The 25,905-nt window shown below is 64.0% G+C and carries 22 protein-coding genes and 2 tRNA genes; 19 read left to right on the top strand and 5 right to left on the bottom strand.

The genetic code is table 11. The features are described from left to right. Positions 1-4: 4 nt before the first annotated feature. The 3 genes from AB4Z38_RS14975 (at position 5) to AB4Z38_RS14965 (ending at position 2,558) form a co-directional block, all read left to right on the top strand. The gene (locus tag AB4Z38_RS14975; RefSeq protein ID WP_441430433.1) at positions 5-1,006 is read left to right on the top strand and encodes a hypothetical protein; all 1,002 of its coding nucleotides are present in this window, start codon (positions 5-7) and stop codon (positions 1,004-1,006) included. Between the two features lie 137 nt (positions 1,007-1,143). Then, positions 1,144-1,626, top strand: coding sequence for a ribose-5-phosphate isomerase (locus AB4Z38_RS14970; RefSeq protein ID WP_441430432.1), 483 nt, complete (start codon positions 1,144-1,146; stop codon positions 1,624-1,626). Next, a complete protein-coding gene (locus AB4Z38_RS14965; RefSeq protein WP_441430431.1) occupies positions 1,626-2,558 on the top strand; it encodes an Fpg/Nei family DNA glycosylase in 933 nt (310 codons plus the stop codon). The genes AB4Z38_RS14970 and AB4Z38_RS14965 overlap by 1 nt, the downstream gene beginning before the upstream one ends. A gap of 70 nt (positions 2,559-2,628) precedes the next feature. On the opposite strand, the gene AB4Z38_RS14960 is transcribed toward AB4Z38_RS14965, so the two are convergent. Next, positions 2,629-2,702, bottom strand: a tRNA-Gly gene (locus AB4Z38_RS14960). Positions 2,703-2,856: 154 nt separating this feature from the next. Here AB4Z38_RS14960 and AB4Z38_RS14955 point away from each other — a divergent pair. The 6 genes from AB4Z38_RS14955 (at position 2,857) to AB4Z38_RS14930 (ending at position 8,081) form a co-directional block, all read left to right on the top strand. After that, positions 2,857-2,931, top strand: a tRNA-Pro gene (locus AB4Z38_RS14955). 68 nt (positions 2,932-2,999) lie between these two features. After that, the gene (gene tig / locus AB4Z38_RS14950; RefSeq protein ID WP_441430430.1) at positions 3,000-4,367 is read left to right on the top strand and encodes a trigger factor; all 1,368 of its coding nucleotides are present in this window, start codon (positions 3,000-3,002) and stop codon (positions 4,365-4,367) included. Between the two features lie 241 nt (positions 4,368-4,608). Then, positions 4,609-5,220 carry an ATP-dependent Clp protease proteolytic subunit gene (locus AB4Z38_RS14945; RefSeq protein WP_234749995.1) on the top strand — a complete coding sequence of 204 codons (612 nt, stop codon included), beginning with the start codon at positions 4,609-4,611 and terminating at the stop codon, positions 5,218-5,220. Between the two features lie 37 nt (positions 5,221-5,257). Then, positions 5,258-5,917: an ATP-dependent Clp protease proteolytic subunit gene (locus tag AB4Z38_RS14940; protein ID WP_234749864.1), complete on the top strand. Its 660-nt coding sequence runs from the start codon at positions 5,258-5,260 to the stop codon at positions 5,915-5,917. A gap of 183 nt (positions 5,918-6,100) precedes the next feature. After that, positions 6,101-7,387: an ATP-dependent Clp protease ATP-binding subunit ClpX gene (gene clpX, locus AB4Z38_RS14935; RefSeq protein ID WP_059389365.1), complete on the top strand. Its 1,287-nt coding sequence runs from the start codon at positions 6,101-6,103 to the stop codon at positions 7,385-7,387. A 79-nt stretch (positions 7,388-7,466) separates the two neighbouring features. Then, complete coding sequence (locus tag AB4Z38_RS14930) at positions 7,467-8,081, top strand: mycothiol-dependent nitroreductase Rv2466c family protein (RefSeq protein WP_441430429.1); 615 nt, start codon at positions 7,467-7,469, stop codon at positions 8,079-8,081. Between the two features lie 65 nt (positions 8,082-8,146). Here the strand turns inward: AB4Z38_RS14930 and AB4Z38_RS14925 are convergent, their stop codons facing one another. Continuing rightward, the gene (locus AB4Z38_RS14925) at positions 8,147-9,022 is read right to left on the bottom strand and encodes an Fpg/Nei family DNA glycosylase (protein ID WP_441430428.1); all 876 of its coding nucleotides are present in this window, start codon (positions 9,020-9,022) and stop codon (positions 8,147-8,149) included. Positions 9,023-9,387: 365 nt separating this feature from the next. After that, positions 9,388-12,009: a valine--tRNA ligase gene (gene valS, locus AB4Z38_RS14920; protein ID WP_441430427.1), complete on the bottom strand. Its 2,622-nt coding sequence runs from the start codon at positions 12,007-12,009 to the stop codon at positions 9,388-9,390. A gap of 63 nt (positions 12,010-12,072) precedes the next feature. Between valS and AB4Z38_RS14915 the strand changes: the two genes are divergently transcribed. Genes AB4Z38_RS14915 through AB4Z38_RS14905 form a run of 3 tightly spaced genes read left to right on the top strand, consistent with a single transcriptional unit; the run spans position 12,073 to position 13,448 of the window. Continuing rightward, complete coding sequence (locus tag AB4Z38_RS14915; protein WP_441430426.1) at positions 12,073-12,450, top strand: DUF488 domain-containing protein; 378 nt, start codon at positions 12,073-12,075, stop codon at positions 12,448-12,450. Continuing rightward, positions 12,447-12,680 carry a hypothetical protein gene (locus tag AB4Z38_RS14910; RefSeq protein WP_441430425.1) on the top strand — a complete coding sequence of 78 codons (234 nt, stop codon included), beginning with the start codon at positions 12,447-12,449 and terminating at the stop codon, positions 12,678-12,680. Before AB4Z38_RS14915 ends, AB4Z38_RS14910 begins: the two co-directional genes overlap by 4 nt. Positions 12,681-12,689: 9 nt before the next feature. Further along, positions 12,690-13,448, top strand: coding sequence for an SDR family oxidoreductase (locus AB4Z38_RS14905; RefSeq protein ID WP_441430424.1), 759 nt, complete (start codon positions 12,690-12,692; stop codon positions 13,446-13,448). An 18-nt stretch (positions 13,449-13,466) separates the two neighbouring features. Here AB4Z38_RS14905 and AB4Z38_RS14900 read toward each other — a convergent pair whose 3' ends face one another. Further along, positions 13,467-14,030 (bottom strand): helix-turn-helix domain-containing protein, encoded by a 564-nt coding sequence (locus AB4Z38_RS14900; RefSeq protein ID WP_441430423.1) that lies wholly within the window; start codon positions 14,028-14,030, stop codon positions 13,467-13,469. Positions 14,031-14,184: 154 nt separating this feature from the next. Here AB4Z38_RS14900 and AB4Z38_RS14895 point away from each other — a divergent pair, with 154 nt between their 5' ends. The 6 genes from AB4Z38_RS14895 to ndk all read left to right on the top strand — a co-directional run bounded on the left by AB4Z38_RS14895 (position 14,185) and on the right by ndk (position 21,443). After that, positions 14,185-14,619, top strand: coding sequence for a nuclear transport factor 2 family protein (locus AB4Z38_RS14895; RefSeq protein WP_441430422.1), 435 nt, complete (start codon positions 14,185-14,187; stop codon positions 14,617-14,619). Further along, positions 14,616-15,491, top strand: a complete 876-nt coding sequence (locus AB4Z38_RS14890) for an SDR family oxidoreductase (RefSeq protein WP_441430421.1) — start codon at positions 14,616-14,618, stop codon at positions 15,489-15,491. The genes AB4Z38_RS14895 and AB4Z38_RS14890 overlap by 4 nt, the downstream gene beginning before the upstream one ends. Positions 15,492-15,817: 326 nt before the next feature. Further along, complete coding sequence (ileS, locus tag AB4Z38_RS14885; RefSeq protein ID WP_441430420.1) at positions 15,818-19,150, top strand: isoleucine--tRNA ligase; 3,333 nt, start codon at positions 15,818-15,820, stop codon at positions 19,148-19,150. A 3-nt stretch (positions 19,151-19,153) separates the two neighbouring features. Next, positions 19,154-20,515: a bifunctional folylpolyglutamate synthase/dihydrofolate synthase gene (locus AB4Z38_RS14880; RefSeq protein WP_441430419.1), complete on the top strand. Its 1,362-nt coding sequence runs from the start codon at positions 19,154-19,156 to the stop codon at positions 20,513-20,515. A 2-nt stretch (positions 20,516-20,517) separates the two neighbouring features. Then, a complete protein-coding gene (locus AB4Z38_RS14875) occupies positions 20,518-20,970 on the top strand; it encodes a DUF4233 domain-containing protein (RefSeq protein ID WP_441430418.1) in 453 nt (150 codons plus the stop codon). A 53-nt stretch (positions 20,971-21,023) separates the two neighbouring features. Next, a complete protein-coding gene (gene ndk / locus AB4Z38_RS14870) occupies positions 21,024-21,443 on the top strand; it encodes a nucleoside-diphosphate kinase (protein ID WP_441430417.1) in 420 nt (139 codons plus the stop codon). Positions 21,444-21,536: 93 nt separating this feature from the next. Here the strand turns inward: ndk and AB4Z38_RS14865 are convergent, their stop codons facing one another. After that, a complete protein-coding gene (locus AB4Z38_RS14865; protein ID WP_441430416.1) occupies positions 21,537-22,208 on the bottom strand; it encodes a vitamin K epoxide reductase family protein in 672 nt (223 codons plus the stop codon). A gap of 469 nt (positions 22,209-22,677) precedes the next feature. Here AB4Z38_RS14865 and AB4Z38_RS14860 point away from each other — a divergent pair, with 469 nt between their 5' ends. Continuing rightward, complete coding sequence (locus tag AB4Z38_RS14860) at positions 22,678-25,830, top strand: Rne/Rng family ribonuclease (RefSeq protein WP_441430415.1); 3,153 nt, start codon at positions 22,678-22,680, stop codon at positions 25,828-25,830. The last annotated feature ends 75 nt before the right edge of the window (positions 25,831-25,905 follow it).

Below are 25,905 nucleotides of genomic sequence, written 5' to 3'. Positions count from 1 at the left end.
GAATATGGGAAAGATGCGCGACTCGTTTGACCTCCGGGCACTCCGCTTTGCGGTGGCATTTCCACTGCTGCTGGCGGGCGCATTTGCTGTGTGCGCACTCATGTTGCGCAACAACCTTCCCGATCCTGTCGCCATCGCGTGGAACGCCGACGGCGGCATCAGCTTCGCACCGTTCCTCGCCTACGTTTTAGGCGGCGGAGGGTTCCTGGTCGTCGCGGGCTGGCTGGTGTTCATCCAGGCCGTTCCCCTTGCCCGGCCCGTGATCATGCGCCGGGTCATGATGGGCATGGGCCTTATGGTGACCCTCTTCATCACCTCCGTGCTTGCCGCCGGCCTCGTGGGGCAGACGGGCCTCGCTGACGCCCGCAGCTCCCACGTTGATGCCACGGTCCTCGCGCTGGGCGCGGGCGCGGCGCTGCCCCTGGGCGTGGTCATGATGATGGCTTTCAAGCCCGACCCGCATTGGACGCCGGAAGACGACGCCGCCCTCGAGGCCGAAAGGATCCGGAGGGAAGACCCCGGCCTGGCGGAGGATTCCATGTTGCTGTGGGTCCACGCCCGGAGTTCGGTGTTCGTGATGATCTGCGTGGCCACCTTGTTCCCCGCCATGTTGATCGCGATTGCGCTCCCGTGGTTGGGCGCATTGCTCGCAGTGGTCGCCGTCATCGGAGCCTGTTTCCTCTTCGTCCGGGTCAGGGCGGACAGGGGAGGCGTGCAGGTCTTTGTCGCGGGCGTTTTGCGGGTCCTCACTGTGCCTGCCGTGGATATCGCAGGCGCTGCCGCGCAGGAAGTCAGGGCCGCCGACTTTGGCGGCTGGGGGCTCCGGCACCACGGAGGAGCCACGGCCATGCTCGTAAGCAGCGGTCCCGCCGTCGTCGTCCGCCAGGTCAGCGGCCGCAGGGTGGCATTCAGCGCCGGGACCTCGGCCACGGCGGACCGGCTCGCAGGAATCCTGAACCGGGTCGCTGCGCGTGCCCAGCGCGGCGAACAGCCTCCGGCCCCCTGAGAGCCGGAGGATTGTCCGGCCTGCTGGCTTCGTCTTAAGAGGTGAGGCGGGGCCCCATCCTAGTAACCTAGGAACCGCATCCCTCACCGCCGCGCCCGGCATTGCCGCGTTCGCGCGCCAGACTGAATGGACTTCCTGTGACCACACCCCGCGTCCACATCGCCACGGACCACGCCGGCATGGAGCTCAGCGCCCACCTCGTGAGCCACTTGACGGCCAAGGGCTACGACGTCGTCGACCACGGCCCCAAGGTGTATGACGCCCTCGACGACTACCCTTCGTTCTGCATCAACGCGGCCGCTGCCGTTGTCGCCGACCAAGAGGCCGGTGTGCACGCACTGGGCATCGTCCTGGGCGGATCCGGCAACGGTGAACAGATTGCCGCGAACAAGGTCAAGGGTGTCCGGGCCGCACTCGCCTGGAACCTCTCCACAGCGAAACTGGCCCGCGAGCACAACGACGCCAACGTGGTTGCCGTCGGCGGCCGCCAGCACACCGTCGAGGAAGCCACCGAACTGATCGAGGCCTTCCTGCAAGAACCGTTCAGCAACGACGAACGCCACGTGCGCCGCATCGGAAAAATCGCCGTCTATGAGAACACCGGCGAAATCGTAGCGTAGTGCCTGAAGGGCATTCCATCCATCGCCTGGCACGCCAGTTCCAGGATGTTTTCGCCGGCCAGGTGCTGGAGGTCTCCAGCCCCCAAGGCCGGTTCGCAGCGGGCGCGGCGCTTTTGGACTGCCACGAGCTGCTCGAAGCGACGGCGCACGGCAAGCAGCTCTTCCTCCGTTTTGACCATGGGGTTCTTCTGCACGTCCATCTGGGTCTCTATGGTGCGTGGAGTTTCGGTGGCGATGAGTCTTTCCGCGGGGCCTCGAGCATCGGTGCGCCGCGGCGGATCGGCGAACGGGAGACCTTCTCGCAGGACGCAGGGCAGGATGACGGGCTGGGTGCGGGTCCCCGCGCGGGGAGCCCTGGAAGCAGCTACGCGGGTCCGCCCGAGCCCGTGGGTGCCGTGCGCGTGCGCCTCGTTTCGGCGAACGGCTGGGCAGACCTGAGGGGCGCCACCACGTGCGCCGCGATCACCGAAGCAGAGGCCGCGGCCGTCCTGGCACGCTTAGGTCCCGATCCCCTCCACAACCACTCCGGCGACCGCGAGGAGTTCATCCGGCGCTTGCTGCGCCGCAAGACCGCCCTCGGGCTCCTCCTCATGGACCAGTCGGTCGTGGCGGGGATCGGCAACATCTATCGCGCGGAGGTACTGTTCCGCCAGCGCGTTGATCCGTGGACTCCTGGCAGCTCCCTGTGCCCCGAAACCGCCGGACGACTCTGGGATGACACCGTGGCGGCGATGTCCGACGGCGTCCGTGACGGGCGGATTGTTACGACCCCGTCGGCTTTGTGGAGCGGCGGGAACGCCGGAGCGCTCGACGGCGAGGCGCACTATGTCTACAAGCGGCAGGGCCAGCCGTGCCGGCGATGCGGCGAAGCGGTGGGGATGGCCGAGATCGGTGCGCGCAAACTCTATTGGTGCCCCGGCTGCCAGAACTGACGTCCGGCGCTGGCTGGGTGCAGACATCCGGAAACACGAAAGGGCCCCTCGATGAGGGGCCCTTCGTTCTTGGAGGGGACGACGGGAATCGAACCCGCGTAATCAGTTTGGAAGACTGAGGCTTTACCATTAAGCTACGTCCCCGGGCAAGACTGCATGGATCTCTATGAATCTCTCAGAGCGATCCGCGCATCTTTCCGGCGGCTGTTGAAGCCGGATATAACTAAACCTAATTCAGGGGCCAAGTGTCAAATGTGCATTCTCCGCCGAGATGCCCGTAGACTGTCCTGTGCATTCACGGGGTGTAGCTCAGCTTGGCTAGAGCGCCTGCTTTGGGAGCAGGAAGTCGCAGGTTCAAATCCTGTCACCCCGACTCTGTGTGCCTGTTCCGATCCGGAACGCGGCAGAACCCCATCCCACAAAACCAGGAGTACTTAGACTGTGAAGAGCGCTGTCGAGAACCTCACCGCCACGCGGGTCAAGCTCAACGTTGAGGTTCCCTTTGAGGAACTGAAGCCGAGCATCGATGCCGCTTACAAGACCGTTGCTTCGCAGATCCAGGTTCCCGGGTTCCGCAAGGGCAAGGTTCCCTCCAAGCTGGTTGACCAGCGCGTTGGCCGCGGCTACGTCCTGGAGACCGCCATCAACGATGGCCTCAACGGCTGGTACCAGGCTGCCGTCCAGGAAGCCGGCCTCCGCCCGCTGAGCCGTCCCGAGGTTGAGATCACCGAGGTTCCGGACCCGTCCTCGACCGACGGTGAGCTGAAGTTCCAGGTTGAGATCGACGTCCGTCCCGAGGTTGAACTGCCCGACTACGCCGGCATCAAGGTCGAGGTTGCCGCAGCCGATTCCTCCGACGCCGACGTCGACAAGGGCCTCGACGAGCTCCGCGGCCGCTTCGGCACGCTGAAGTCCGTTGACCGCCCGGCCGCCGATGGTGACTTCCTGACCATCGACATCACCGCCACGATCGACGGCGCCGAGATCGACTCCGCCACCGGCCTGTCCTACCAGGTTGGCGCAGGCACCATGCTTGAGGGCCTCGACGAGGCCGTCACCGGCCTTTCTGCCGAAGAAGAAGCAATCTTCGACACCACGCTGGTTGGCGGCGAGCACGCCGGCGAGGCAGCCCAGGTGAAGGTTGCTGTCAAGACCGTCAAGGAGCGCGAGCTTCCTGAGGCCAACGACGACTTCGCCCAGTTGGCATCCGAGTTCGACACCCTTGCCGAACTGCGTGAAGACCTTGCCAAGCAGGCCGCTGAGTCCAAGGTCGTCGGCCAGGGCGTCGAAGCCCGCGACAAGGTCCTGGACAAGCTCGTCGAGCTCATCGAGGTCCCGGTTCCGGACTCCGTGGTCGAAGAGCAGCTCGAAGCGCACTTCAACCCGGAGAACGCCCACGGTGAAGGCGAGCACGACACCGAGGAACACCGCGCCGAGGTCAAGGCCAACACCGCCCGCGCCTTCCAGAACGAGATCATCCTTGACGCCATTGCCGACAAGGAAGAAGTGAGCGTCAGCCAGAACGAGCTGATCGACTACATCGTCAGCACGGCAAGCCAGTACGGCATGGATCCGAACCAGTTCGCCCAGATCATCGATCAGAGCGGCCAGGTTCCCATGATGGTTTCCGAGGTACGTCGCCGTAAGGCTCTCGCAGTTGTCCTCGGCCAGGCCGAGGTTGTCGACTCCGAAGGCAACAAGGTGGACCTCAGCGACTTCGTGCGCCCCGCTGGCGAAGAGGTCTCCGTCGAGGAGGCCGAAGAAGCAGCCGTTGTTCCGAGCGACGACCCCGCCGCAGTGAAGTTCTAGTTTCAACTCTCGCCGCCCCCGGATCCTTGATCCGGGGGCGGCTTGGTTTAAGCCCGGGAGCATGGAAAGCGCCCCCTTCCGCAATCGTGCGCCGTCAGCGAACAGCGCGATTTGGGAGAACAAATCGCCGTGGAAAACGGTTAGTGTCCAAGTAGTGAAGATCAGGGATGGCAAGTTCAGCAATGGCCCTGTCACCAGCGAGAGGTAAGTACTTATGTCACAGCACGCAGAGGCCCCCAGGATGGCAACCGTCGATCCAGCGGCCCAGGACAACTACATCTACAACCGCCTGCTGAAAGAGCGCATCATCTGGCTCGGATCCGAAGTCCGCGACGAGAACGCCAACGCGATCTGCTCCCAGCTCCTCCTCCTCTCCGCTGAAGACCCGGAGAAGGACATCTACTTGTACATCAACTCTCCTGGCGGCTCCGTGACTGCCGGCATGGCCATTTACGACACCATGCAGTTCATCCCGAACGACGTCGTGACGGTTGCCACCGGGCTCGCGGCCTCCATGGGCCAGTTCCTCCTTTCCTCGGGCACCAAGGGCAAGCGCTACGCCACACCCAACGCCCGCATCCTGATGCACCAGCCTTCCGGCGGCATCGGTGGCACGGCGTCGGACATCAAGATCCAGGCCGAATTGATCCTGCACATGAAGAAGGTGATGGCTGAGCTGACTGCCGAACAGACCGGGCAGACTGTCGATACCATCCTCAAGGACAATGACCGCGACAAGTGGTTCACGGCCGTCGACGCTCTCGAGTACGGCTTCTTCGACAAGATCGCCGCTCACGCAGGCTCGGTTGCCGGCGGTGGCGGAACGGCCAACGCCTCGAACTCAGAGAACTAACCGGCACCAAGAAACATTCAGATCAGGAGCAATAAAAATGAACTACAACTTTGGATGGTCTGCCGGTAATCTCCCGTCCAGCCGCTACGTCCTCCCGCAATTCGAGGAGCGTACGCCCTACGGCTTCAAGCGCCAGGACCCGTACACGAAGCTCTTCGAGGACCGCATCATCTTCCTCGGCGTGCAGGTTGACGACGCATCCGCCGACGACATCATGGCCCAGCTGCTGGTGCTCGAGTCCACGGACCCGGACCGCGACATCACGTTGTACATCAACTCGCCGGGCGGCTCTTTCACGGCCATGACGGCTATCTACGACACGATGACGTACATTCGTCCGGAGATCCAGACCGTTTGCCTGGGCCAGGCGGCCAGTGCCGCGGCCGTGCTGCTCGCGGCGGGCACGGCGGGCAAGCGCCTCGCCCTGCCCAACGCCCGGGTCCTGATCCACCAGCCGTCGCTGTCCGGCGGCCAAGGGGGCCAGGCTTCCGACCTCGAGATCCAGGCCGCAGAAGTCATGCGCATGCGCTCATGGCTTGAGGACACGCTGGCCAAGCACTCCGGCCGGACGCCGGAACAGGTCAACAACGATATCGAGCGCGACAAGATCCTCACCGCTGCCGAGGCAATGAACTACGGATTGATCGACCAGGTGCTCGATTCCCGCAAGATCAAGCCCCAGGCGATCGCCAGGTAACTGGCCAAAACTCGACGCCGGTGCGGTTCAGGAAATATGGACCGCATCGGCGTTCTGTTTCAACCCAAGCAGCCCATTGTGTCCTACAGTGGAAGTTGTCATGGTGGCGCCCCCGCTGCGATCTTGCGAAATTGCGGATAGGTACGGGGCTGCACCACCCGCATGAAACGAAGGGATTCCCACATGGCTCGGATTGGCGAGAGCACGGATCTGCTGAAGTGTTCTTTCTGCGGAAAGAGCCAAAAGCAGGTTCGGAAGCTGATTGCCGGGCCCGGCGTGTACATCTGCGACGAGTGCATCGAACTCTGCAATGAGATCATCGAAGAGGAACTCGCCGAAGTATCGGATCTTGGTAGCTTCGAGCTGCCCAAGCCGCGGGAGATCTTCGATTTCCTCCAGGAATACGTCATTGGCCAGGAGCCCGCGAAACGCTCCCTCGCCGTCGCGGTCTACAACCACTACAAGCGCATCCAGGCGGGCCACGCACCGAAGACCGGCCTCGGCGAAGGCGGACACCACGAAGACGTGGAGATCGCCAAGTCCAATATCCTGCTGATCGGCCCCACCGGCTGCGGCAAGACGTACTTGGCGCAAACCCTGGCCCGCCGTCTGAACGTACCCTTCGCCGTCGCCGACGCCACGGCCCTGACTGAGGCCGGATACGTCGGCGAAGACGTCGAAAACATCCTGCTGAAGCTCATCCAGGCCGCCGACTACGACGTCAAGAAGGCCGAACAAGGCATCATCTACATCGACGAGATCGACAAGATTTCGCGCAAGAGCGAGAATCCGTCGATCACGCGCGATGTGTCCGGCGAAGGCGTGCAGCAGGCCCTCCTGAAGATCCTCGAAGGCACCGTGGCCTCAGTTCCGCCGCAAGGCGGACGTAAGCACCCGCACCAGGAATTCATCCAGATCGACACCACCAACGTGCTGTTCATTGTGGCCGGTGCTTTCGCCGGGCTCGAGGACATCATTGGCTCGCGGTCCGGACGCAAAGGCATTGGATTCGGGGCTCCGCTCAACGAGGTGAAGGACAACGCGGACAGCTACGGCGAGGTGATGCCGGAGGATCTGCTCAAGTTCGGGCTGATTCCTGAATTCATTGGACGCCTGCCGGTGATCACCACCGTGTCCAACCTTGACCGGTCCGCGCTCATCCAGATTCTCTCCAAGCCCAAGAACGCCCTGATCAAGCAGTACCAGAAGATGTTCCAGCTGGACGGCGTCGAGCTTTTGTTCGACGACGACGCCCTTGACTCGATTGCGGACCAAGCCCTTGAACGTGGCACCGGGGCCCGCGGCCTGCGTGCCATCATGGAGGAAGTGCTGCTGCCGGTCATGTTCGACCTGCCCAGCAGGGACGACATCGCCAGCGTCGTCATCACTGCCGATGCCGTGAACAAGAAGGGCCAGCCCACCATGATCGCGCACGAGGTCATTGCGAAGCGTCGGAATAAGTCCGCCTAGCCGGAGGTTGGCATCATTGGCGCCGGACACCGTTTCGTCCGGCCAACGCGCCCCCTTACGCCTATCGAAGGAGTTCCCTGTGCCCGAGCAGACCGCCAACAAGGTCGATTTCTGGTTCGATCCCATGTGCCCTTTTGCCTGGGTGACATCCCGCTGGATCGGTGAAGTGGAAGACGTTCGCGGCATCGAGACCAACTGGAACGTCATGAGTCTTTCGGTCCTCAACGAAGGCCGCGAGCTGCCTGCCGAATACACCGAGAAAATGAAGCTGGGCTGGGGACCTGTCCGTGTCATCATTGCCGCCCGCGAGCTGCACGGAAACGAATACATCAAACCGCTGTACGACGCGATGGGTTCCCTCATCCACCACGAAGGCATCAAGGATTTCTCCGAGGTCATCTCCAAGGCCCTGGCTGAAACCGGCCTCCCCGCCGAGTTGGCCCAGTTCGCCGATTCCGAGGAATACGACGTCCAGTTGCGTGCCAGCCACGAATCGGGGATCTCCCTGGTGGGCCAGGACGTCGGCACCCCGGTGGTCGCCGTCAACGGCACAGCCTTCTTCGGCCCTGTCCTCACCCGTATTCCCCGCGGCGAGGAAGCCGGGCGGATCTGGGACGCCACCGTCACGTTGGCCGGCTACCCGCACTTCTTCGAGCTCAAGCGCAGCCGTACGGAAAGCCCGGAATTCAACTAGCCGGAATCAACCAGCCTGGATCAACCAGCTGGCGCCGTGGTGGCCGTTCGAGCCGCCAGGCACGGCTATTTCAGGAATCGCGACGTCCTACGGTCCGCGAGGATCTTTCCGTTTGTCTGGCAGCCAGGGCAATACTGCAACGCCGTATCGGCAAAGGACACCTCGCGGATGGTAGTACCGCACACGGGGCAAGGCTGGCCCGCCCTGCCGTGGACCCGCATGGTGTTCCGCTTCGTGTCCTTGAGTTCGCTTGAGGCCTTCCCGACGGCGGTGGCGACAGCTGAGCCAAGGACACTTTCGATGGACTCATAGAGGACACGGGTGGTGTCCTTGTCGAGCGACTTGGCGATCGCGAAAGGTGAAATCCTGGCGGCGTGAAGGATCTCGTCACTGTAGGCGTTGCCGATGCCCGCGATGACACTTTGGCTCCGAAGGAGTCCCTTGACCTGGTGCGCGCTTGTGGAAAGGATTCCGGCCAGGGTTTCCGCCGTGAATTCAGGGCTCAGCGGGTCCGGGCCGAGTGCCGCGATCCCGGGGACGTCCAGGGGATTGCGCACCACGTATATGGCCAGGCTTTTCTTCGTTCCGGCCTCCGTGAGGTCAACACCTACGTGGGTCGACCCGTCGCTCTTGGTGAAGCCGAGCCTTGCGGCAATATTGCTGCCGCCCATCCGCAGCTGGGCCTGTGATGGCTGCTCCGTGTAGCGCAGCCATCCGGCCTTGGCTAGGTGGAAGACGAAATGGATGCCCTCGGCATCGAGACTGACGAACTTTCCGAAGCGGTCCACCCCGACGATTTTGTGGCCCTCCAGGGCTGAGTAAGGCGGATCGGCTGTCTTCAGCACGGCAAAAGAAGTGATCTGGATCTTCGTCAGTTCGGCACCGAGAAGATTCCTGCCCAGGAAGGCAGTCAGCCCGGCCACTTCGGGAAGTTCTGGCATAGCAACACTGTGCCACAAAGCACCCGAATTACATGCCAGTAGTTCCCGAAGAGGGCTTGTGCTGGCCGGGGAGCAGGTCAAGAATAGAACTTACCCACTTCGAAAGAAGAGGGACACGGAAACCAGAGATTCAGTGATATGCATCTGACGCAGCCTTCGGCAAAGTTGGATGCAAGCTACCAGTGACGAGGTAGGAAGACCTGAAAGTCCGAGGATTCCGCCAGACCGCCAAGACGTCACCAGGCAGCCGAAAAGTCGAAGCCCCACCAACGGCTAAACGCTGATGGGGCTTCCCCTTTGCCCGGAAACTTTCGGACGGCCCCGGAACCTCCCGGGCGGTCCCGGAACTCCCCGGATCGTGCGAACTACGCTTGGGCGGGCTCCTCGGCGGGTGCCAGGACCACGTCGCTCACCGTGAGCTCGCCGTCGCCGGCTACCAGTGAGATCTCCTGTGCGTTGGCTGCGGCCTTCAGGTCTCCCAGTCCGGCTTCCAGCTGTGCAACAAACGACTCGGTAGCTGCGATGGTGGCCGAGAGGACTTCGGTGCGCTGCTTGACCTTGGCCTCCGACTTGGCCTTGCGGATGCCGCTCAGCGCGATGCCGACGGTGCCCAGCATGGTGGTGTCGCCGTCTACGATTTCCACGGCTGCCGGCCACGCGGCGCGGTGAACCGAACCCGTGCGCCACCAGCTCCAGACCTCTTCGGTGGCGAAGGGCAGGAACGGCGCGAACAGCCGCAACAGCGAGTCCAGCGTGGTGGCAAGGGCTGCAAGCACGGATGCCTGCTCGGTCTCGCCGGCCGCACCGTAGGCGCGGTCCTTGATGAGTTCCACGTAGTCGTCCGTGAACTGCCAGAAGAACGATTCCGTGATCTGCAGCGCGCGTGCGTAGTCGTAGTTGTCGAATGCCTTGGTGGATTGCGCCACGACGTCGGCCAGTTGGGCGAGCAGTGCCCGGTCCAGGGCGTTGCTCAGGACTGACAGGTCGGCGCCGACAACCGAGTTCTCCGTAGCGCCCAGGTTCAAAACGAACTTGGAGGCGTTGAGCAGCTTGATGGCCAGACGGCGGCCGATCTTCATCTGGGCGATCTCGTAGGCGGTGTCCGCGCCGAGCTTTGCCGAGGCGGCCCAGTAACGGACGGCGTCGGAGCCGAATTCGTTCAGGACATCGGTGGGAACAACCACGTTGCCCTTGGACTTGGACATCTTCTTGCGGTCCGGGTCCAGGATCCAGCCCGAGATGGCGGCGTGTTTCCACGGCGCGCTGTTCTGCAGGGCATCTGCCCGGACAGCCGAGGAGAAGAGCCAGGTGCGGATGATGTCGTGTCCCTGCGGGCGGAGGTCAAAGGGGTAGACCTTGCCGAACAGTTCCTCGTCACGGCTCCAGCCGCCCACTATCTGCGGAGTCAGCGACGACGTGGCCCAGGTGTCCAGGACGTCGGCGTCGCCGATGAAGCCGTTGGGCTGCTCGCGCTGGGACTCGTCGAAGCCGGGGGCCGCGTCTGCCGCAGGGTCTACGGGAAGGGACTCGTCGGAAGGCAGGATGGGGTTTGCGTAGTCCGGGTTGCCCTGGGCATCCAGCGGGTACCAGACGGGGATCGGCACGCCGAAGAAGCGCTGGCGCGACACGAGCCAGTCACCGTTCAGCCCGGAGATCCAGTTCTCGTAACGCGAGCGCATGAAGGGCGGGTGGAACTCGATCTCGTGTCCACGCGCGATCAACCGTTCGCGGCGGTCCTCGTCCCGACCGCCATTGCGGATGTACCACTGGCGCGACGTGACAACTTCAAGGGGCTTGTCGCCCTTCTCGAAGAAGTTCACGGGGTGCGTGATCTTCTTGGGCTCGCCGTCCAGCAGATCGGCGGCAATGAGAAGCTCAACCACTGCTTCCTTGGCAGAGAACGCCGTCTTGCCGGCAATCGCCGCGTAGGCTTCCTTGCCGGCGTCGGTGGTGATCCACTCAGGAGTCTCGGCGATGATGCGGCCGTCGCGGCCCATGATGGCGCGTGTGGGCAACTGCAGCTCGCGCCACCAGGTGACGTCAGTCAGGTCGCCGAAGGTACAGACCATGGCGATGCCCGAGCCCTTGTCCGCCTTGGCGAGCGGGTGGGCTTTGACCTCGAGCTCGACGTCGAACAGGGGGGACGTGACGGTCTTGCCAAACAGCGGCTGGTAGCGCTCGTCGTCGGGGTTTGCCACCAATGCGGCGCACGCGGCAAGCAGTTCCGGACGCGTTGTCTCGATGTAGATCTTCTCGCCGTCAGCGGTGAAGAAGGGGTAGCGGTAGTACGCGCCGGCAACCTCGCGGTCCTCCAGCTCGGCCTGCGCGACGGCGGTACGGAACGTCACGTCCCACAGGGTGGGAGCCTCGGCCATGTAGGCGTCCCCGGCGTTCAGGTTGGCGAGGAAGGCGCGCTGGGACACTGCCCGGGAGGTGTCGTCGATGGTGCGGTACGTCAGGTCCCAGTCAACGGACAGGCCTAGGGTCTGGAACAGGTTCTCGAAGACCTTTTCATCCTCGACGGCGAGTTCCTCGCAGAGTTCGATGAAGTTCTGGCGCGAGACGACATCGAAGTCGCGCTGGTTCTTCGCCGGCTGTGCCGGCGGACGGTAGCCGGCGTTGTAGGGAATGGCGGGATCGCAGCGGACGCCGTAATAGTTCTGCACGCGGCGCTCGGTGGGAAGCCCGTTGTCGTCCCAGCCCATCGGGTAGAAGACGTTTTTGCCGGTCATGCGCATGTAGCGGGCCTGGACATCCGTCTGCGTGAACGAGAACATGTGGCCCACGTGGAGCGAACCGGATGCGGTGGGCGGGGGAGTGTCGATCGAGTAGACCTGCTCCCGGGTGGTGTCCGGGTTGAACTTGTAGGTTCCTTCGTCCAGCCAGCGCCGCGTCAGGGCAGCCTCAAGGCCTTCAAGGGCCGGCTTGTCGGGAACGTTGATGGGGGCGGTGGCGGGCGTGTCTGTACCCTGCGTTGATTCAGCCATGGGCCAATTGTTTCATGGCGCCCTTTGTTCCGTGGCACGCGGGGGTGCAGTAGCATGCGGCCCATGACGGAACTCAAGGACGTTTTGGTTATCAAGCGCATCTATGACGAAGCAACCGACGACGACGGCTACCGGGTTCTGGTCGACAGGCTCTGGCCGCGAGGGGTCTCCAAAGAACGCGCCCGTTTGGATCTCTGGCTCAAGGAGATCGCGCCCTCGCCGCCGCTGCGGACGGAATTTGCCCATATGCAGGAGCGATTCGTGGACTTCCGCCGCTCGTATCAGGCTGAGCTGGAACAGAATCCCGCTGTGGAGCAGCTGCTGGAGCTGGCGGCCGCGGAAAAGCGCGTCACGCTCCTCTACGGCGCCAGGGACTCTGAAGTCAATCATGCCCGCGTCCTGCTGGAGTTCCTGCTGGATGCCGGGAAGACGGACACATGACCGCGACGCAGCATCCGCGCTTTGCGCGGGCCTACGCCTGGGCGGTTCCGGCGATAAACCTGCGCGGCGGCACCGAGCATCGGCGCAGCTTGCTCGCCGGCCTTCAGGCGATCGGCGCCGCCGGCTTCCAGGTGCTTCACAATGAGCGTTTCGGCTTCTCTGCCGGCCCGCTGTCCCCGCCGATCGCGCACATCCTTGGCCGTGCGGTTTCTCCCGGCGAACCACGTTAGGGTGGTGCCATGACTGAGGAAGTACAGAAGAAGACCGCAGTAGTGACGGGCGCCAGCACGGGAATCGGCGAAGCCACAGTGCGGGCCCTCGCCGCCGATGGATGGAAGGTATTCGCCGTCGCCCGCCGTGCCGAGCGGCTTGAGGCACTCGGCGCCGAGAGCGGCGCTGTGCCGTTCGCCGCGGACATCACCAACGACGACGACGTCGCGGCCCTGCTTTCCGCCGTCACCGAGGCAGGGGGAGCGGACACGCTCATCAACATTGCCGGCGGCGCGCGGGGCGCAGACACCCTCGCCAATGCGCAGACCGAAGACTGGGACTGGATGTACCAAGTCAACGTGCTGGGCACCTTGAAGCTGACCCGGGCCTTCCTCCCGATGCTGCGGGCCAACGGCGAGGGCACCGTTTTGAACCTGACGTCGACCGCGGGCTTCACGGCTTACGAGGGCGGCGGCGGGTACAACGCGGCCAAGTTCGCCCAGCACGCCATGACCGGTGCCCTGCGCCTCGAGGAAGCCGAGAACAACATCCGCGTCATCGAGGTGGCGCCCGGGCTCGTCCGCACGGAGGAATTCGCGCTCAACCGTCTCGGCGATGCCACCGCGGCAGCCAAAGTGTACGCCGGCGTCGAGAAGCCGCTCACGCCGGAGGACGTCGCCGACGTCGTCAAGTACGCGGTCTCGTTGCCGCATCACATCAACCTGGACGAGATCATCGTGCGCCCCGTGGCGCAGGCCGCTACCCACAAGTTGATCCGCAAGGGCTAAGTTCCGGATTCTTCCCTTTCAGGGCAAGAGAACGGAGAGCGCCCTTGCCACGAATTCACCAAACCGGGCTGCCTCCCAGCCGCGCTTGATGACGAGGTCTTCGAAGAGACCGGGCGAGGTGTAGGCCCACATGAGGTCGGCTGCCTCTTTCGGGGGAAGCCCGGGACGGAGCATGCCTCTTTGAGCCAGGATTCCGGCGACCTGCGCCATACGTTCGTATCGGCTGCGTTCGGTTTCTTCCAGGAGCGCGATCATGTCCGCCTGTCCGGTGGCTGCCGCCTGACGGATGAGGAGCAGCACGGGCGCCACCAGGGGAGCGACTTCAGCCGTCAACGCTCCGATCCCGGAAATGAGCTCCTTCGGGTCCTCCTCGCGTGCCTGGAGGAGATCGGAGCGTTCGGCTGCCGGAACCGGTCCCGCGCCTTCAAGCGCCCTGCTGTGGAGTGCGCGCAGCACGCCGGCTTTGTTGCCGAAGACCTTGTATACGGATTCGGCGGACACCCCGCTGGCGCCGGCGACTGCGGAAATGGTGGTGGCGCCATATCCGCGTTCACGGAACAGCTTCCAGGCCTCAGAGAGCACCCTCTCCCGGCCTTCTTCCGCCCTTGCGCGGCGAACACTCGAGTCATAACGGCGCCGTGCGTTTTCCTTGGACCCATTGACCATGACATCCGCCGGATCTATCGTTGAAATTGGATACAAAGCATTGTACTCAATCTACGTTTCCGAGGCTCATATGTCTGTTGAACGATCATTTCCTGGACCCCTTGAGGTAGTAACCGCACTTCTGGACGCAACAAACCTGCACGATCTCGAGGCCTTGATGGCCTGCTTCGCCCCTGACTACAGACTTGAGATGCCAGCTCACCCGGACAGGAGTTTTCGCGGCGTCGAGCAGGTCCGGCGTAACTGGTCGATGTTCTTTACCTCCATTCCGGATCTTTCCGCTCGAATCCTGGCGGCGTTCGAGTCCGGCCCGGAGGTATGGAGCGAGTGGGAGATGACAGGGACCCGGAATGACGGGAGCCGGCACGAAATGCGCGGCGTCATGATCTTCACCGTTAGTGAGGGGCTGATCCGGGCCTGCCGCTTCTACCTCGAGCCGGTGGAGCGCGGAACAGGCGACATTGACCGCGCCGTCCGCAGCGCGTCGCTTGGAGGCCCTTCGTGATCCTCGTGACCGGGGGAACCGGGACCCTGGGCTCCGCACTTGTGAACCAACTGGTAGCCGGAAGGTATCCGGTCCGGGTGCTGACACGCCACGCCGAGCTGGCCCCGGCGCTGAATGCCCGCGGAGTCGAGGCCATCGGGGGCACGGTCGAGAACCAGGAGGACGCGGACCGCGCCACGCGGGGCTGTTCTACCGTCATTTCCGCAATGAGCGGATTCGGGCCCCAGTCCGGGTCATCGCCGGATCGGGTGGACCTCGGCGGCAACCGCAATCTCCTTGTGGCGGCCCGACGCTCGGGGACGGAACACTTCATCATGGTCTCGATGCACGGGGCGGCAGAAAACCATCCGTTGCAGCTCGCCCGCCTCAAATACGAGTTCGAACGGGAGTTGATGTCCGCGCCGTTGGCCTGGACAATTGTCAGGCCGACGGTCCTCACCGAGACTTTTGCTGCCGTCATTGGAGCCCCGATGCGCAAGGCAGGCGTGGCCGTGATCTTCGGCGACGGTCAGCAGAAGATCAATTTCGTCTCCGTCCACGATGTTGCGGCAGTCCTTGTCCAGGCCCTCTCCGACCCCGCTCTCCGCGGCAAGGCAATCGATATGGGAGGGCCGGAGAATTTGACGATAAACGAGTTTGTCGCAGCACTCCGAAGCCGGTACGGGTCCAGCGGGGCGACGGTGCACATTCCGCGCGCCGTATTGAGGTTGGTGACACGCTGGCCGGCCCTCACGCCGGACAGCATCGGACGCACCCTGGAATCAGCGCTCCATTTGGCGGACACCGGGCACTCCCTCGACGCGCTCCCTGCACGCAGCGCCGTTCCCGACGTGCCCCTGACCACGGTTTCGCAGGCATTTGCCCTCCTCTGAAGATCGCCGGCGTCCGTGCGGCAGCCCAGGTGGAGCTCGCGGCGCCGCTGCCGCTAGACTTGTGGCACAAGCTTTGACCCGGACATCACCGGTGAGCTTCCGGAAGAACGCCCCCGCCACCATGGAGGTCAGTAGAACCGGACGGGTAAGCCCGTCACAGCAGCAATGAGCGGCCGACGCCGGAACAGCTCCTCTTCACGAGGAGCAGGACCCGCGACGGTAAGTGAGGTGGTACCGCGGTACCGGCTGTTGGAAACAACGGCCTGGCGCCGTCCTCGCATCCTGAATGAAACTTTGTGTTCACCGGCTCAACCCAGGATGAAGAGATGACGTATTACCCCAAGGCCTCCGCGGCATTTTCAGGCACAGCTCCGTCCGGCACCTCCGCAGGGGTGTCCGCCTCCGTGAAGTTCCCGGAGATCGAAGAGCGCATCCTCAAGTACTGGGACGAAGACGGCACCTTCCAAGCCAGCATCGACCAGCGCAGCGCTGACCTTCCCGGCGGCCACCCCGGCAGCAACGAGTTCGTCTTCTACGACGGTCCTCCCTTCGCAAACGGACTTCCGCACTACGGCCACCTCCTGACCGGCTACGCCAAGGACCTGGTAGGCCGCTACCAGACCCAACGCGGCAAGCGCGTCGAACGGCGCTTCGGTTGGGATACCCACGGCCTGCCCGCTGAACTCGAGGCCATGAAGCAACTCGGGATGACGGACAAGACCCAGATCGAAGCGATGGGCATCGACAAGTTCAACGACGCCTGCCGTGCCTCGGTCATGAAGTATGCAGACGAATGGAAGAGCTACGTCACGCGCCAGGCACGCTGGGTGGACTTCGACAACGACTACAAGACCCTCAACGTCGAGTACATGGAGTCTGTCCTTTGGGCCTTCAAGCAGCTCCACGAGAAGGGCCTCACCTACAACGGGTATCGCGTCCTGCCGTATTGCTGGAAGGACGAGACCCCGCTGTCCAACCATGAACTGCGCATGGATGACGATGTTTACAAGAACCGCCAGGACCAGACCGTCACGGTGACCTTCCCCATCAAGGCAGGGGAGTCGGAACTCTCCAAGTCCCTTGAGGGTGTGCAGGCGCTCGCTTGGACCACGACCCCCTGGACACTGCCCACCAACCTGGCGCTCGCCGTCGGGCCTGACATCTCTTACGCAGTGGTTCCGGCCGGTCCGAACGGCATCAAGGCCGCTTCCGCGGAGGCTCCGGTGACGGGCAGCTTCCTGCTGGCTGCAGATCTGCTCGGCACCTACGCCAAGGATCTCGGGTACGACGACGGCGGCGCCGCGGCTGCCGCTGTCACCGCCAGCTACACGGGCTCGCAGTTGGCCGGCCTGGAGTACGAGCCGCTCTGGGACTACTTCTCCGACACCGAGAAGTACGGCACCCAGAACGGCTGGCGTTTCCTCGTGGCGGACTACGTCACCACCACCGACGGCACGGGCATCGTCCACCAAGCCCCGGCCTACGGTGAAGACGACCAGAAAGTCTGTGAGGACGCAGGTATCCCCGTGGTCCTTTCCGTCGACGAAGGCGCCAAATTCCTCCACCTGTTCGCGCACGGACCCCTCGCGGAAATCTCCGGATTGCAGGTGTTCGACGCCAACAAGCCGATCACGCAGGCACTGCGTTCCGGCGGTCGTCTGGTTCGCCAGGCCAGCTACGAGCACAGCTACCCGCACTGCTGGCGCTGCCGCAACCCCCTGATCTACCGTGCCGTGTCTTCCTGGTACGTGGAGGTCACCAAGTTCAAGGACCGGATGTCCGAACTGAACCAGGAGATCAACTGGATCCCGGGCAACGTCAAGGACGGACAGTTCGGCAAGTGGCTGGCCAACGCCCGCGACTGGTCCATCAGCCGCAACCGTTACTGGGGCTCACCCATCCCGGTGTGGCAGTCCGATGACCCCGAGTACCCGCGCACGGACGTTTATGGTTCGCTCGCCGAGATGGAGGCTGATTTCGGCCGCCTTCCGATGAACAACGACGGCCAGGTGGACCTGCACCGCCCGTTCATCGACGAACTCACCCGGCCCAACCCGGACGACCCGCGCTCCCCTGAAGAGGGCCAGTCCGCCATGCGCCGAGTCGAGGACGTCCTGGACGTCTGGTTCGACTCGGGCTCCATGCCCTACGGCCAGGTGCACTATCCGTTCCAGAACGAGGAATGGTTCGACACCCACAACCCTGCCGACTTCATCGTCGAGTACATCGGGCAAACCCGCGGCTGGTTCTACATGCTGCACATCCTGTCCACGGCACTCTTCGACAGGCCGGCCTTCCGCAATGTGATCAGCCATGGCATCGTCCTGGGCTCCGACGGGCAGAAGATGTCCAAGAGCCTGCGCAACTACCCGGACGTCTCCGAGGTCCTGGACCGCGACGGCTCCGACGCCATGCGTTGGTTCCTGATGTCCAGCCCCATCCTGCGTGGCGGCAACCTCGTGGTCACCGAACAGGGAATCCGCGACGGCGTCCGCCAGGTCATCCTGCCGTTGTGGAACGTGTACAGCTTCTTCACCCTGTACACGAACGCCTCCAATGGCGGCGCCGGCTATGAGGCCAAACTGCGCTACGACGGCTACACGGACACCCTGGACCAGTATCTGCTGGCAAACACCGGCGACCTCGTCCGCAACATCACTGCCAGCTTGGACGAATACGACATTTCCGGAGCCTGCGATGAACTGCGCAGCTACCTGGACATGCTCACCAACTGGTACGTCCGCCGCAGTCGTCAGCGCTTCTTCGACGAGAACACCGACGCCTTCGACGCCCTCTTCACGGCGCTCGAGGCCGTCTGCCGCGTCTCGGCGTCGCTGCTTCCCTTGGTTTCCGAGGAGATCTGGCGCGGCCTGACCGGCGGGCGCTCCGTGCACCTGGCTGACTGGCCCGAGGCCTCGCTGTTCCCGGCAAACCCGGGACTTGTCGAAGCCATGGACCGGGTCCGGCAGATCTGCTCCACCGGTTCCAGCCTGCGCAAGGCCGCCAACCTTCGCGTTCGCCTGCCGCTGCGGGAGCTCACGGTGGTGGCACCCGGTGCGGACGCGCTGGAAGGCTTCGCCGCCGTGGTCGCGGATGAACTCAACCTGCGTTCCGTCCGGCTCCTGGATGCCGCTACGGCGTCGCCGGAGGAATTCGGCATCGAGCAGAAACTCGTGGTCAATGCCCGCGCGGCAGGTCCGCGACTGGGCAAGAATGTCCAGCAGGCCATCAAGGGTTCCAAGTCCGGCGACTGGTCTGTTTCCGACGGTGGAGTGGTCACGGCAGGCGGCCTCGAGCTGGAACCTCAGGAGTACACGCTCGAGACCGTCGTGGCGGAGTCTGCCGACGGTTCGTCCGCGGCCGTCGCTGTCCTTCCGGGCGGTGGATTCGTGGTCCTGAACACCGAAGTCACACCGGAATTGGCTGCCGAAGGCCTGGCGCGCGATATGGTCCGTGCCATCCAGCAGGCACGCAAGGACGCAGGACTCAACGTCAGCGACCGCATCCACACCACGGTCCTGGCCGTCCACGACGTCGTCGACGCCTTGCGCGCCAACGAAGAGCTGGTCAAGACCGAAACCCTGTCCCTCAAGCTCGACCCCGTCGTCTCCGGCGACGCCGCCGAGCCGCAGATCACCGTCACCAAGATCGAGGCCTAGTACATGAGCGACGAATTCTCCGTAGAAAGCGTCTACGCCGAACTCCTGGGCCGCGCCCCGGAAAACAAGATGGAGCCGCGGCTCGCGCCACTGTACCGGGCGATGGATGTGCTGGGGGAGCCCAACAAGGCATTCCCGATCATCCACATCACGGGTACCAACGGCAAGACATCCACCGCCCGCATGATCGAGGCGGGGCTTCGTGCCCATGGCTTGAGCACAGGCCGCTACACGAGTCCGCACCTGTCGAAGGTCACCGAGCGCATCAGCATCGACGGCGAGCCGGTTTCGGATGAGACCTTTGTCCGGATCTGGGACGAGATCCGTCCGTACCTCGAGATCGTGGACAAGGAACTCGAGGCCGACGGCCAGCCCAGGCTTACGTACTTCGAGTGCCTGACGATCCTCGGCTTCGCGATCTTTGCTGACCAACCCGTCAATGTCGCCGTGATTGAAGTGGGGCTGGGTGGCATTACCGATGCCACGAATGTGGGTGACGGGCAGGTTTCCGTGGTGACGCCGATTTCGCTCGACCACACGGACCTCCTCGGAGACACCACCGAGGACATCGCCCACGAGAAGGCCGGAATCATCAAGCCTGGCGGCTTCCTGGTCAGCGCGGCCCAGCCCGTGGACGCCGCGCAGGTGCTCCTGGAGAAGGCTCGCGAGCTTGGGGTGCCGTTCCGCTTCGAAGGTGTCGAATTCGGCGTCGAGTCGCGCGCCGTTGCCGTCGGAGGCCAAGTGCTGACCATCCAGGGGCTCGCGGGCCGCTATGAGGACCTGCTGTTGCCTTTGCACGGCGCCCACCAGGCCGAAAACGCCGCAGTCGCCGTCGCGGCCCTGGAGGCCTTCTTCGGTGGCGGTGAAAAGGAGCTTGACGGCGACCTCCTGCGCGAGGCTTTCGGCAATGTCACGTCGCCCGGCCGTCTTGAGGTGGTGCGCACCGCTCCGACGATCATCGTGGATGCCGCGCACAACCCCGATGGCATCCGCGTCTCAGCCGAGGCAATCGAAGAGGCCTTCAGCTTCAGCAAGCTGGTGGTTGTCCTCGGGGTCCTGAAGGAAAAGGACGCGGAAGAAATCCTGCGGCAGCTCAAGGAATCCCTGGGCGGCCTGGCAGAGGAATTCTGCTTCACGCAGTCCAGCTCGCCGCGGGCCATCCCCGCAGCGCAACTGGCAGATCTCGCCGTCGACCTTGGCTTCGGTGCGGACAACGTCCACATTGCCGAGAAGCTGGACGATGCGATCGAGTGGGCCGTGGAGCGTGCCGAAGCCAACGACGACCTGGCCGGCGGGGTACTCGTCACGGGTTCCATCACCGTCGTGGCCGAAGCCCGCATGCTCCTCGGGAAGGTTGGTTCCTAAGCATGGCGAAACTCACCAAAGCCCAGCGCGAATGGCGCCCCGGGATGCCCAAGAAGCGCCGCTCCACCAAGGTGATGTTCGCTTCGACCGTTCTGCTCCTCGAGGCCTTCGTCGCGTTCTTCGCCACTTTGGCTGTCTTCGGACTGAAGCGTGGAGAGGTGCAGCCGGCTCTGATCCTGACATTCGGCATCACCCTGAGCCTTGTGCTGATCCTGGTCTGTGCCGTGTTCAGCAAGCCGTGGGGTATCGGTGTCGGCTGGGTATTGCAGCTGGTCTTGATTCTTTCCGGCTTCGTCGAGCCCACGATGTTCGTGGTGGGAGTCCTCTTCGCGGCCTGCTGGTGGTACGGCATCCGTGCCGGCATGAGGATCGACCGCGAGAACGCCCAGCGTGATCGTGAGCAAGCCGAATGGAACGCTTCGCACGGGGAAGACTCTGCCGGGCAGTCCGCCTGAGCGAAACCCCGTAAACTGGCTGGGAAACCCACACACTCAACATTGGAGCAACCGTGAGCATTGAGCGCACCCTTGTACTGATCAAGCCCGACGGCGTCGCCCGCAACTTGAGCGGCAGCATCCTCGCCCGCATCGAGTCCAAGGGATACTCCTTGATCGAATTGAAGAAGGTCAACGCCAGCCGCGAGCTGTTGGAGCAACACTACGAAGAGCACCTCGGCAAGCCCTTCTACGAGCCGCTGGTTGAGTTCATGCTCAGTGGCTCGGTTGTCGCCGCCATCTTCGAGGGTCACCGCGTGATCGAAGGCTTCCGCTCCCTTGCGGGAACCACGGACCCGACGACGGCGGCGCCGGGCACCATCCGCGGCGACTTCGGCCGTGACTGGGGCCTGGCAGTACAGCAGAACCTGGTCCACGGTTCCGATTCGGTGGATTCCGCCGAGCGCGAGATCAAGATCTGGTTCGGCGCGTAGTTTCCCGCCAAGGCCAAAAAAACGGAAGGGGCCCTTGTTCAGGCGAACAAGGGCCCCTTCCGCTGTTAATGGCTCAGTTAGGGGGATACGTGCTCAGTAGCCAGACGTGCCGATGAAGACATTGATGAAGGCGAAGAAAATGCTTGCAATCACGGCAACGTAGAGCAGCGCGGAAATGATCCAACCGGATTCGCTGAGGATCCTGGCCAGGCGTGCGGGCGCTGGAATGACCCCGTGCGCCACGTTCCTGATAGTCACGAAGACGAAGAGCGGGATCATGCATGCCCAGACCACCATGCAGAACGGGCACAGGATGTGAATGACATACAGTGCCTGGGACCAGAGCCAGACGATGAAGATGAACCCCAGTGTGACGCCCGTCTGCAGTCCGATCCAGTACCAGCGGGCGAACTTGGCCCCGGCAAAGATCGCCATCGCGGTGGTGATGATCACGGCGAAGGCGACGATGCCGATGAACATGTTGGGGAAACCGAAAACCGAACTCTGCGGTGTCTTCATGACGCTGCCGCAGGATACCCACGGATTCAGGTCGCAGGCCGTGATGTGGTTGGGGTCGATGAGAACCTGCAGCTTTTCCAGCACGAGCGCCCCTGATGCCAGCCATGCTACGGCGCCGGTGGCGAGCAGGAGCCAGGCAAAGGGGCGGTCGCGGACCATGCGGGGCATGGCCGCGTCGGCGGTACTCTCCTGCCGGAGGGAGCGGGCGTCGTTGTTGGCCAGGTTCGGGCTGGCGGGGCTCGGCATGGTTGGCTGTCCTTTTCTGGATGGCCCGGCGCAGGACCGGGGACTGCTCTTGGGAGGATTCTAGCCGCGACGGCTGGATGACGCGTCCAGCGGGGGCGGCGGCATGGAAGCCTTCAGGGCGTGTTTCCTGCCGGGGGTGCGGGCGTGTGAGAGAATGAACATGGCCGGAAGCCGATCCACATGCGGAATCCGGTCCGGTATCTTGTTCCCAAGACCGCCAGTCATATGCAGGGCATGCCCAGGATCCAATGATCCCCGGTAGGGCCGCAGTGACAATGGACGGCACCTGGTTGTGGCATTAGAACAACGGGTTTGGAGCGAAGCCGGCTTTCCGTGGATGCCGCACCCCCATGCTGGTGCGAACCGGAAAGACTACTACTGACTTCTGTCAACGCCTGCGGGTTTTGACAATATTGCCCCTCTGGGCACCGGATGTGGCGGTTGCGCAAGGGCAGGAGTGTTGCCACATATGGATAACGAGCAAGTTGTAGCCGCCGCCGAAGATGCGGCATCCACCGAGACCACCGAAGCACCCAAAAAGGTCACCCGCACCCGCCGCAAGGCGGCACCGAAGACGGTCGCCGCGGACGAAACCCCCGACGCCGGAGCTGCCGCAGCCGCCGCCGGGCCCCTCGCCGAGTCGACGGACATCGAAGCGCCCAAGGCTCCTGTCCGGCGCACCAGGGCTCGAAAGAAGGTCGAAACTTCCGAACCTCTGCCAGGTTTCGCTGAAGAAGCTTCCACGGAAGGTGGCGAGGCGCCGGAGGTTAGCGTCGTCGAAGCTGAAGTAGCTGCAGAGGCCGAAGCTGCCCCCGAGAAGCCGGTCCGCCGCCGTCGCACGACGAGGGCGAAGAGCGCCGAGCCCGTCGCTGAAGAAGGCGAGCCCGTTGCCGAAGAAGCAGCGGTCGAGGCTCCGGCCGCGGAGATTGCGCCCGAGGAAACCACCGAGGTAACCAAGGAGGAGCCGGCCGTCGAGGCGGAAGCTGCAAGCCCCATCGCTTCGCTGTTCCTGGAACCTGGGTCCGTGACCTCCATGATCTTCCAGGCACCGGACTTGAGCGCAGTTGCCAGGCCGGCGGTCGTCGAAGAAGAACCGCAGTCTGACGCTGAAGAAGTTTCCGAGGACAACGAATTGGACGAAGCCGGCAGCCGCCGTCGGCGTCGCAGCCGTGGGCGTCGTGGACGCCGGAGCAACGAGCGTGATGAAGCCGCGGGAGAAGAAACGTCCGCGGAGTCCGAGGACGAGGCAGAAGCCGGTACTGAGGAAGTCCTCGAAGAAGGCGTGACTTCCCGCCGTCGTCGGCGCCGCCGTCGTGGCGATCAGGACCTGGAGCTGACGGGCGGCGGAGACGACGATCCCCCCAACACGGTCACCCGTGTCCGCGCCCCCCGCGCACACGTTGAGTCCACCACCGGCTCCGACCGCGTCACGAGCGTCAAGGGCTCCACCCGCCTTGAAGCCAAGAAGCAGCGCCGCCGCGAGTCCCGCGAGACCGGCCGCCGCCGCCAAGTCATCACCGAAGCCGAATTCCTGGCCCGCCGCGAGTCCGTCGATCGCCAGATGATCGTCCGCCAGCGCGACGACAGGATCCAGATCGGCGTCCTGGAAGACGGCGTGCTCGCGGAGCACTTCGTGTCCAAGACACAGCAGGATTCCCTGATCGGCAACGTCTACCTGGGCAAGGTCCAGAACGTGCTGCCGTCGATGGAAGCCGCGTTCGTTGACATCGGCCGCGGCCGCAACGCCGTGCTGTACGCCGGTGAAGTCAACTGGGATGCCGTCACCCTGGAAGGCAAACCGCGCCGCATCGAAAACGCCCTGAAATCAGGCGATTCCGTGCTGGTCCAGGTCACCAAGGACCCCGTGGGCCACAAGGGCGCACGCCTGACGAGCCAGATCTCGCTTCCCGGCCGCTACCTTGTGTACGTGCCCGGCGGTTCAATGACCGGTATTTCCCGCAAGCTGCCCGACGTCGAGCGCAACCGTCTGAAGAAGATCCTCAAGGACCGCCTCCCGGAGAACGCGGGCGTCATTGTCCGCACCGCCGCCGAGGGTGCGTCCGAGGAAGAGCTGACGCACGATATCAACCGCCTGCGGGCCCAGTGGGAAGGCATCGAAAGCCAGTCCACCTCCACCAAGATCCTCGCCCCGGAAGTGCTGTACGGCGAACCGGACCTCACCATCAAGGTTGTCCGCGACGTCTTCAACGAGGACTTCTCCAAGCTCATCGTCTCCGGCGACGAAGCCTGGGACACCATCGAGGCCTACGTCACCTACGTGGCGCCGGATCTGGTGGGGCGCCTCGAAAAGTGGACCTCGGATCAGGACATCTTCTCCGCATGGCGCGTGGACGAACAGATCCACAAGGCATTGGAGCGCAAGGTCTTCCTGCCCTCCGGCGGTTCGCTCGTGATCGACCGTACCGAGGCCATGACGGTTGTTGACGTCAACACCGGGAAGTTCACCGGCAGCGGTGGCAACCTCGAGGAAACCGTCACCAAGAACAACCTTGAGGCTGCCGAGGAAGTGGTCCGCCAGCTGCGCTTGCGCGACATCGGCGGAATCATCGTCATCGACTTCATCGACATGGTCCTGGAATCCAACCGCGATCTCGTATTGCGCCGCTTGGTCGAGTGCCTCGGCCGGGACCGTACCAAGCACCAGGTCGCCGAAGTGACGTCGCTCGGATTGGTCCAGATGACCCGCAAGCGCATGGGCACCGGCCTGCTTGAGGTCTTCGGCGAGCAGTGCGAAACGTGCGCAGGGCGCGGAATCGTCACGCACGACGAGCCGGTGGAGCACCGTCGGGCCAACGTGGTGGCCGCCGAACACCACCACCCGCGCACGGAATCACAGCCGACCGTCCGCCCGGAGCAGCGCAAGCGCCGCCGCGGCAGGGGCACGGGGCAGGGCACTGCCGAGCTCCCGATCACCCCGCCCGTACCGGTCCACACCGTGGAATCCACTGATCCGAATCGCCAGGCAGCCACCCGCGCCGCCCTTGCCACCATCGCGGCAGCAGCCCACGCTGCCCACCTGCACGACGACGAGCTCCACCACGCGGCGGAATTGCTCGCCGATCGGCACGTAGCAGAAGCAGCGCCGCTCCAGGCCCCAGCGGCCCCGGTCCAGGCTCCTGCAGCCCCGGTCCAGGCTCCTGCCGCTGCATCGAGGGGCGAGGAACGTTCGAAGCCTGTGCTGCGATTCGGCGGCGAGGAAGTTGCGTTGCCCTTCGTCCACCACGAAGAAGAGCCAGCGAGTGGCGCGCCTGCCATGAGCCTGGATCTGTTGGCACAGGCATTCGCAGGCCTCGGAGAAGCTCCGGGCGCCGCGACGACGGCGGCAGAAGCCAAGGAAGCGCCCGCAGGGGCCTCCGCGGCCGTTGCAAGCGGAGAATCCCCCGAGCCCGGTTCGCGTGGACGCCGAGGCCGCCGCAACCGTAGCGCCAGCCGGGCCCAGGGTGCCGCCAACGCCACCAACGTGGAGCACCACGAGGTTGCCGCGCCTGCTTCCGGTGGGGCCGCACACGAGGCCAAGGCGCCGGAGGCTGCTCCGGCCAAGCCGACGGCGGCAGCGGAACCGATCATCCTCGGGGTCGGCGTGCCCAAGTCCGAACTCTAAGCGCAGTACCCTGTTCGAAGCCCCGGCCGTTCCCGCTCTTGTGGAAACCGCCGGGGCTTCGGCGTTCCCGGCCAA

This window comes from Arthrobacter sp. 2RAF6 (assembly GCF_052115205.1).
GTDB lineage: Bacteria > Actinomycetota > Actinomycetes > Actinomycetales > Micrococcaceae > Arthrobacter.
Note: the sequence above shows the minus strand (reverse complement) of the source record. Positions and strands in the feature narration are given on the sequence as shown.

Bases quoted from the DNA above. Each gene is read 5' to 3' on its own strand.
- clpX (WP_059389365.1), top strand. From the start codon at position 6,101: ATGGCTCGGATTGGCGAGAGCACGGATCTGCTGAAGTGTTCTTTCTGC.
- AB4Z38_RS14875 (WP_441430418.1), top strand. From the start codon at position 20,518: ATGGCGAAACTCACCAAAGCCCAGCGCGAATGGCGCCCCGGGATGCCC.
- AB4Z38_RS14915 (WP_441430426.1), top strand. From the start codon at position 12,073: ATGACGGAACTCAAGGACGTTTTGGTTATCAAGCGCATCTATGACGAA.
- AB4Z38_RS14905 (WP_441430424.1), top strand. From the start codon at position 12,690: ATGACTGAGGAAGTACAGAAGAAGACCGCAGTAGTGACGGGCGCCAGC.
- AB4Z38_RS14860 (WP_441430415.1), top strand. From the start codon at position 22,678: ATGGATAACGAGCAAGTTGTAGCCGCCGCCGAAGATGCGGCATCCACC.
- AB4Z38_RS14975 (WP_441430433.1), top strand. From the start codon at position 5: ATGGGAAAGATGCGCGACTCGTTTGACCTCCGGGCACTCCGCTTTGCG.
- AB4Z38_RS14925 (WP_441430428.1), bottom strand. From the start codon at position 9,022: ATGCCAGAACTTCCCGAAGTGGCCGGGCTGACTGCCTTCCTGGGCAGG.
- AB4Z38_RS14945 (WP_234749995.1), top strand. From the start codon at position 4,609: ATGGCAACCGTCGATCCAGCGGCCCAGGACAACTACATCTACAACCGC.
- ileS (WP_441430420.1), top strand. From the start codon at position 15,818: ATGACGTATTACCCCAAGGCCTCCGCGGCATTTTCAGGCACAGCTCCG.
- AB4Z38_RS14940 (WP_234749864.1), top strand. From the start codon at position 5,258: ATGAACTACAACTTTGGATGGTCTGCCGGTAATCTCCCGTCCAGCCGC.
- AB4Z38_RS14880 (WP_441430419.1), top strand. From the start codon at position 19,154: ATGAGCGACGAATTCTCCGTAGAAAGCGTCTACGCCGAACTCCTGGGC.
- AB4Z38_RS14865 (WP_441430416.1), bottom strand. From the start codon at position 22,208: ATGCCGAGCCCCGCCAGCCCGAACCTGGCCAACAACGACGCCCGCTCC.
- AB4Z38_RS14895 (WP_441430422.1), top strand. From the start codon at position 14,185: ATGTCTGTTGAACGATCATTTCCTGGACCCCTTGAGGTAGTAACCGCA.
- AB4Z38_RS14910 (WP_441430425.1), top strand. From the start codon at position 12,447: ATGACCGCGACGCAGCATCCGCGCTTTGCGCGGGCCTACGCCTGGGCG.
- valS (WP_441430427.1), bottom strand. From the start codon at position 12,009: ATGGCTGAATCAACGCAGGGTACAGACACGCCCGCCACCGCCCCCATC.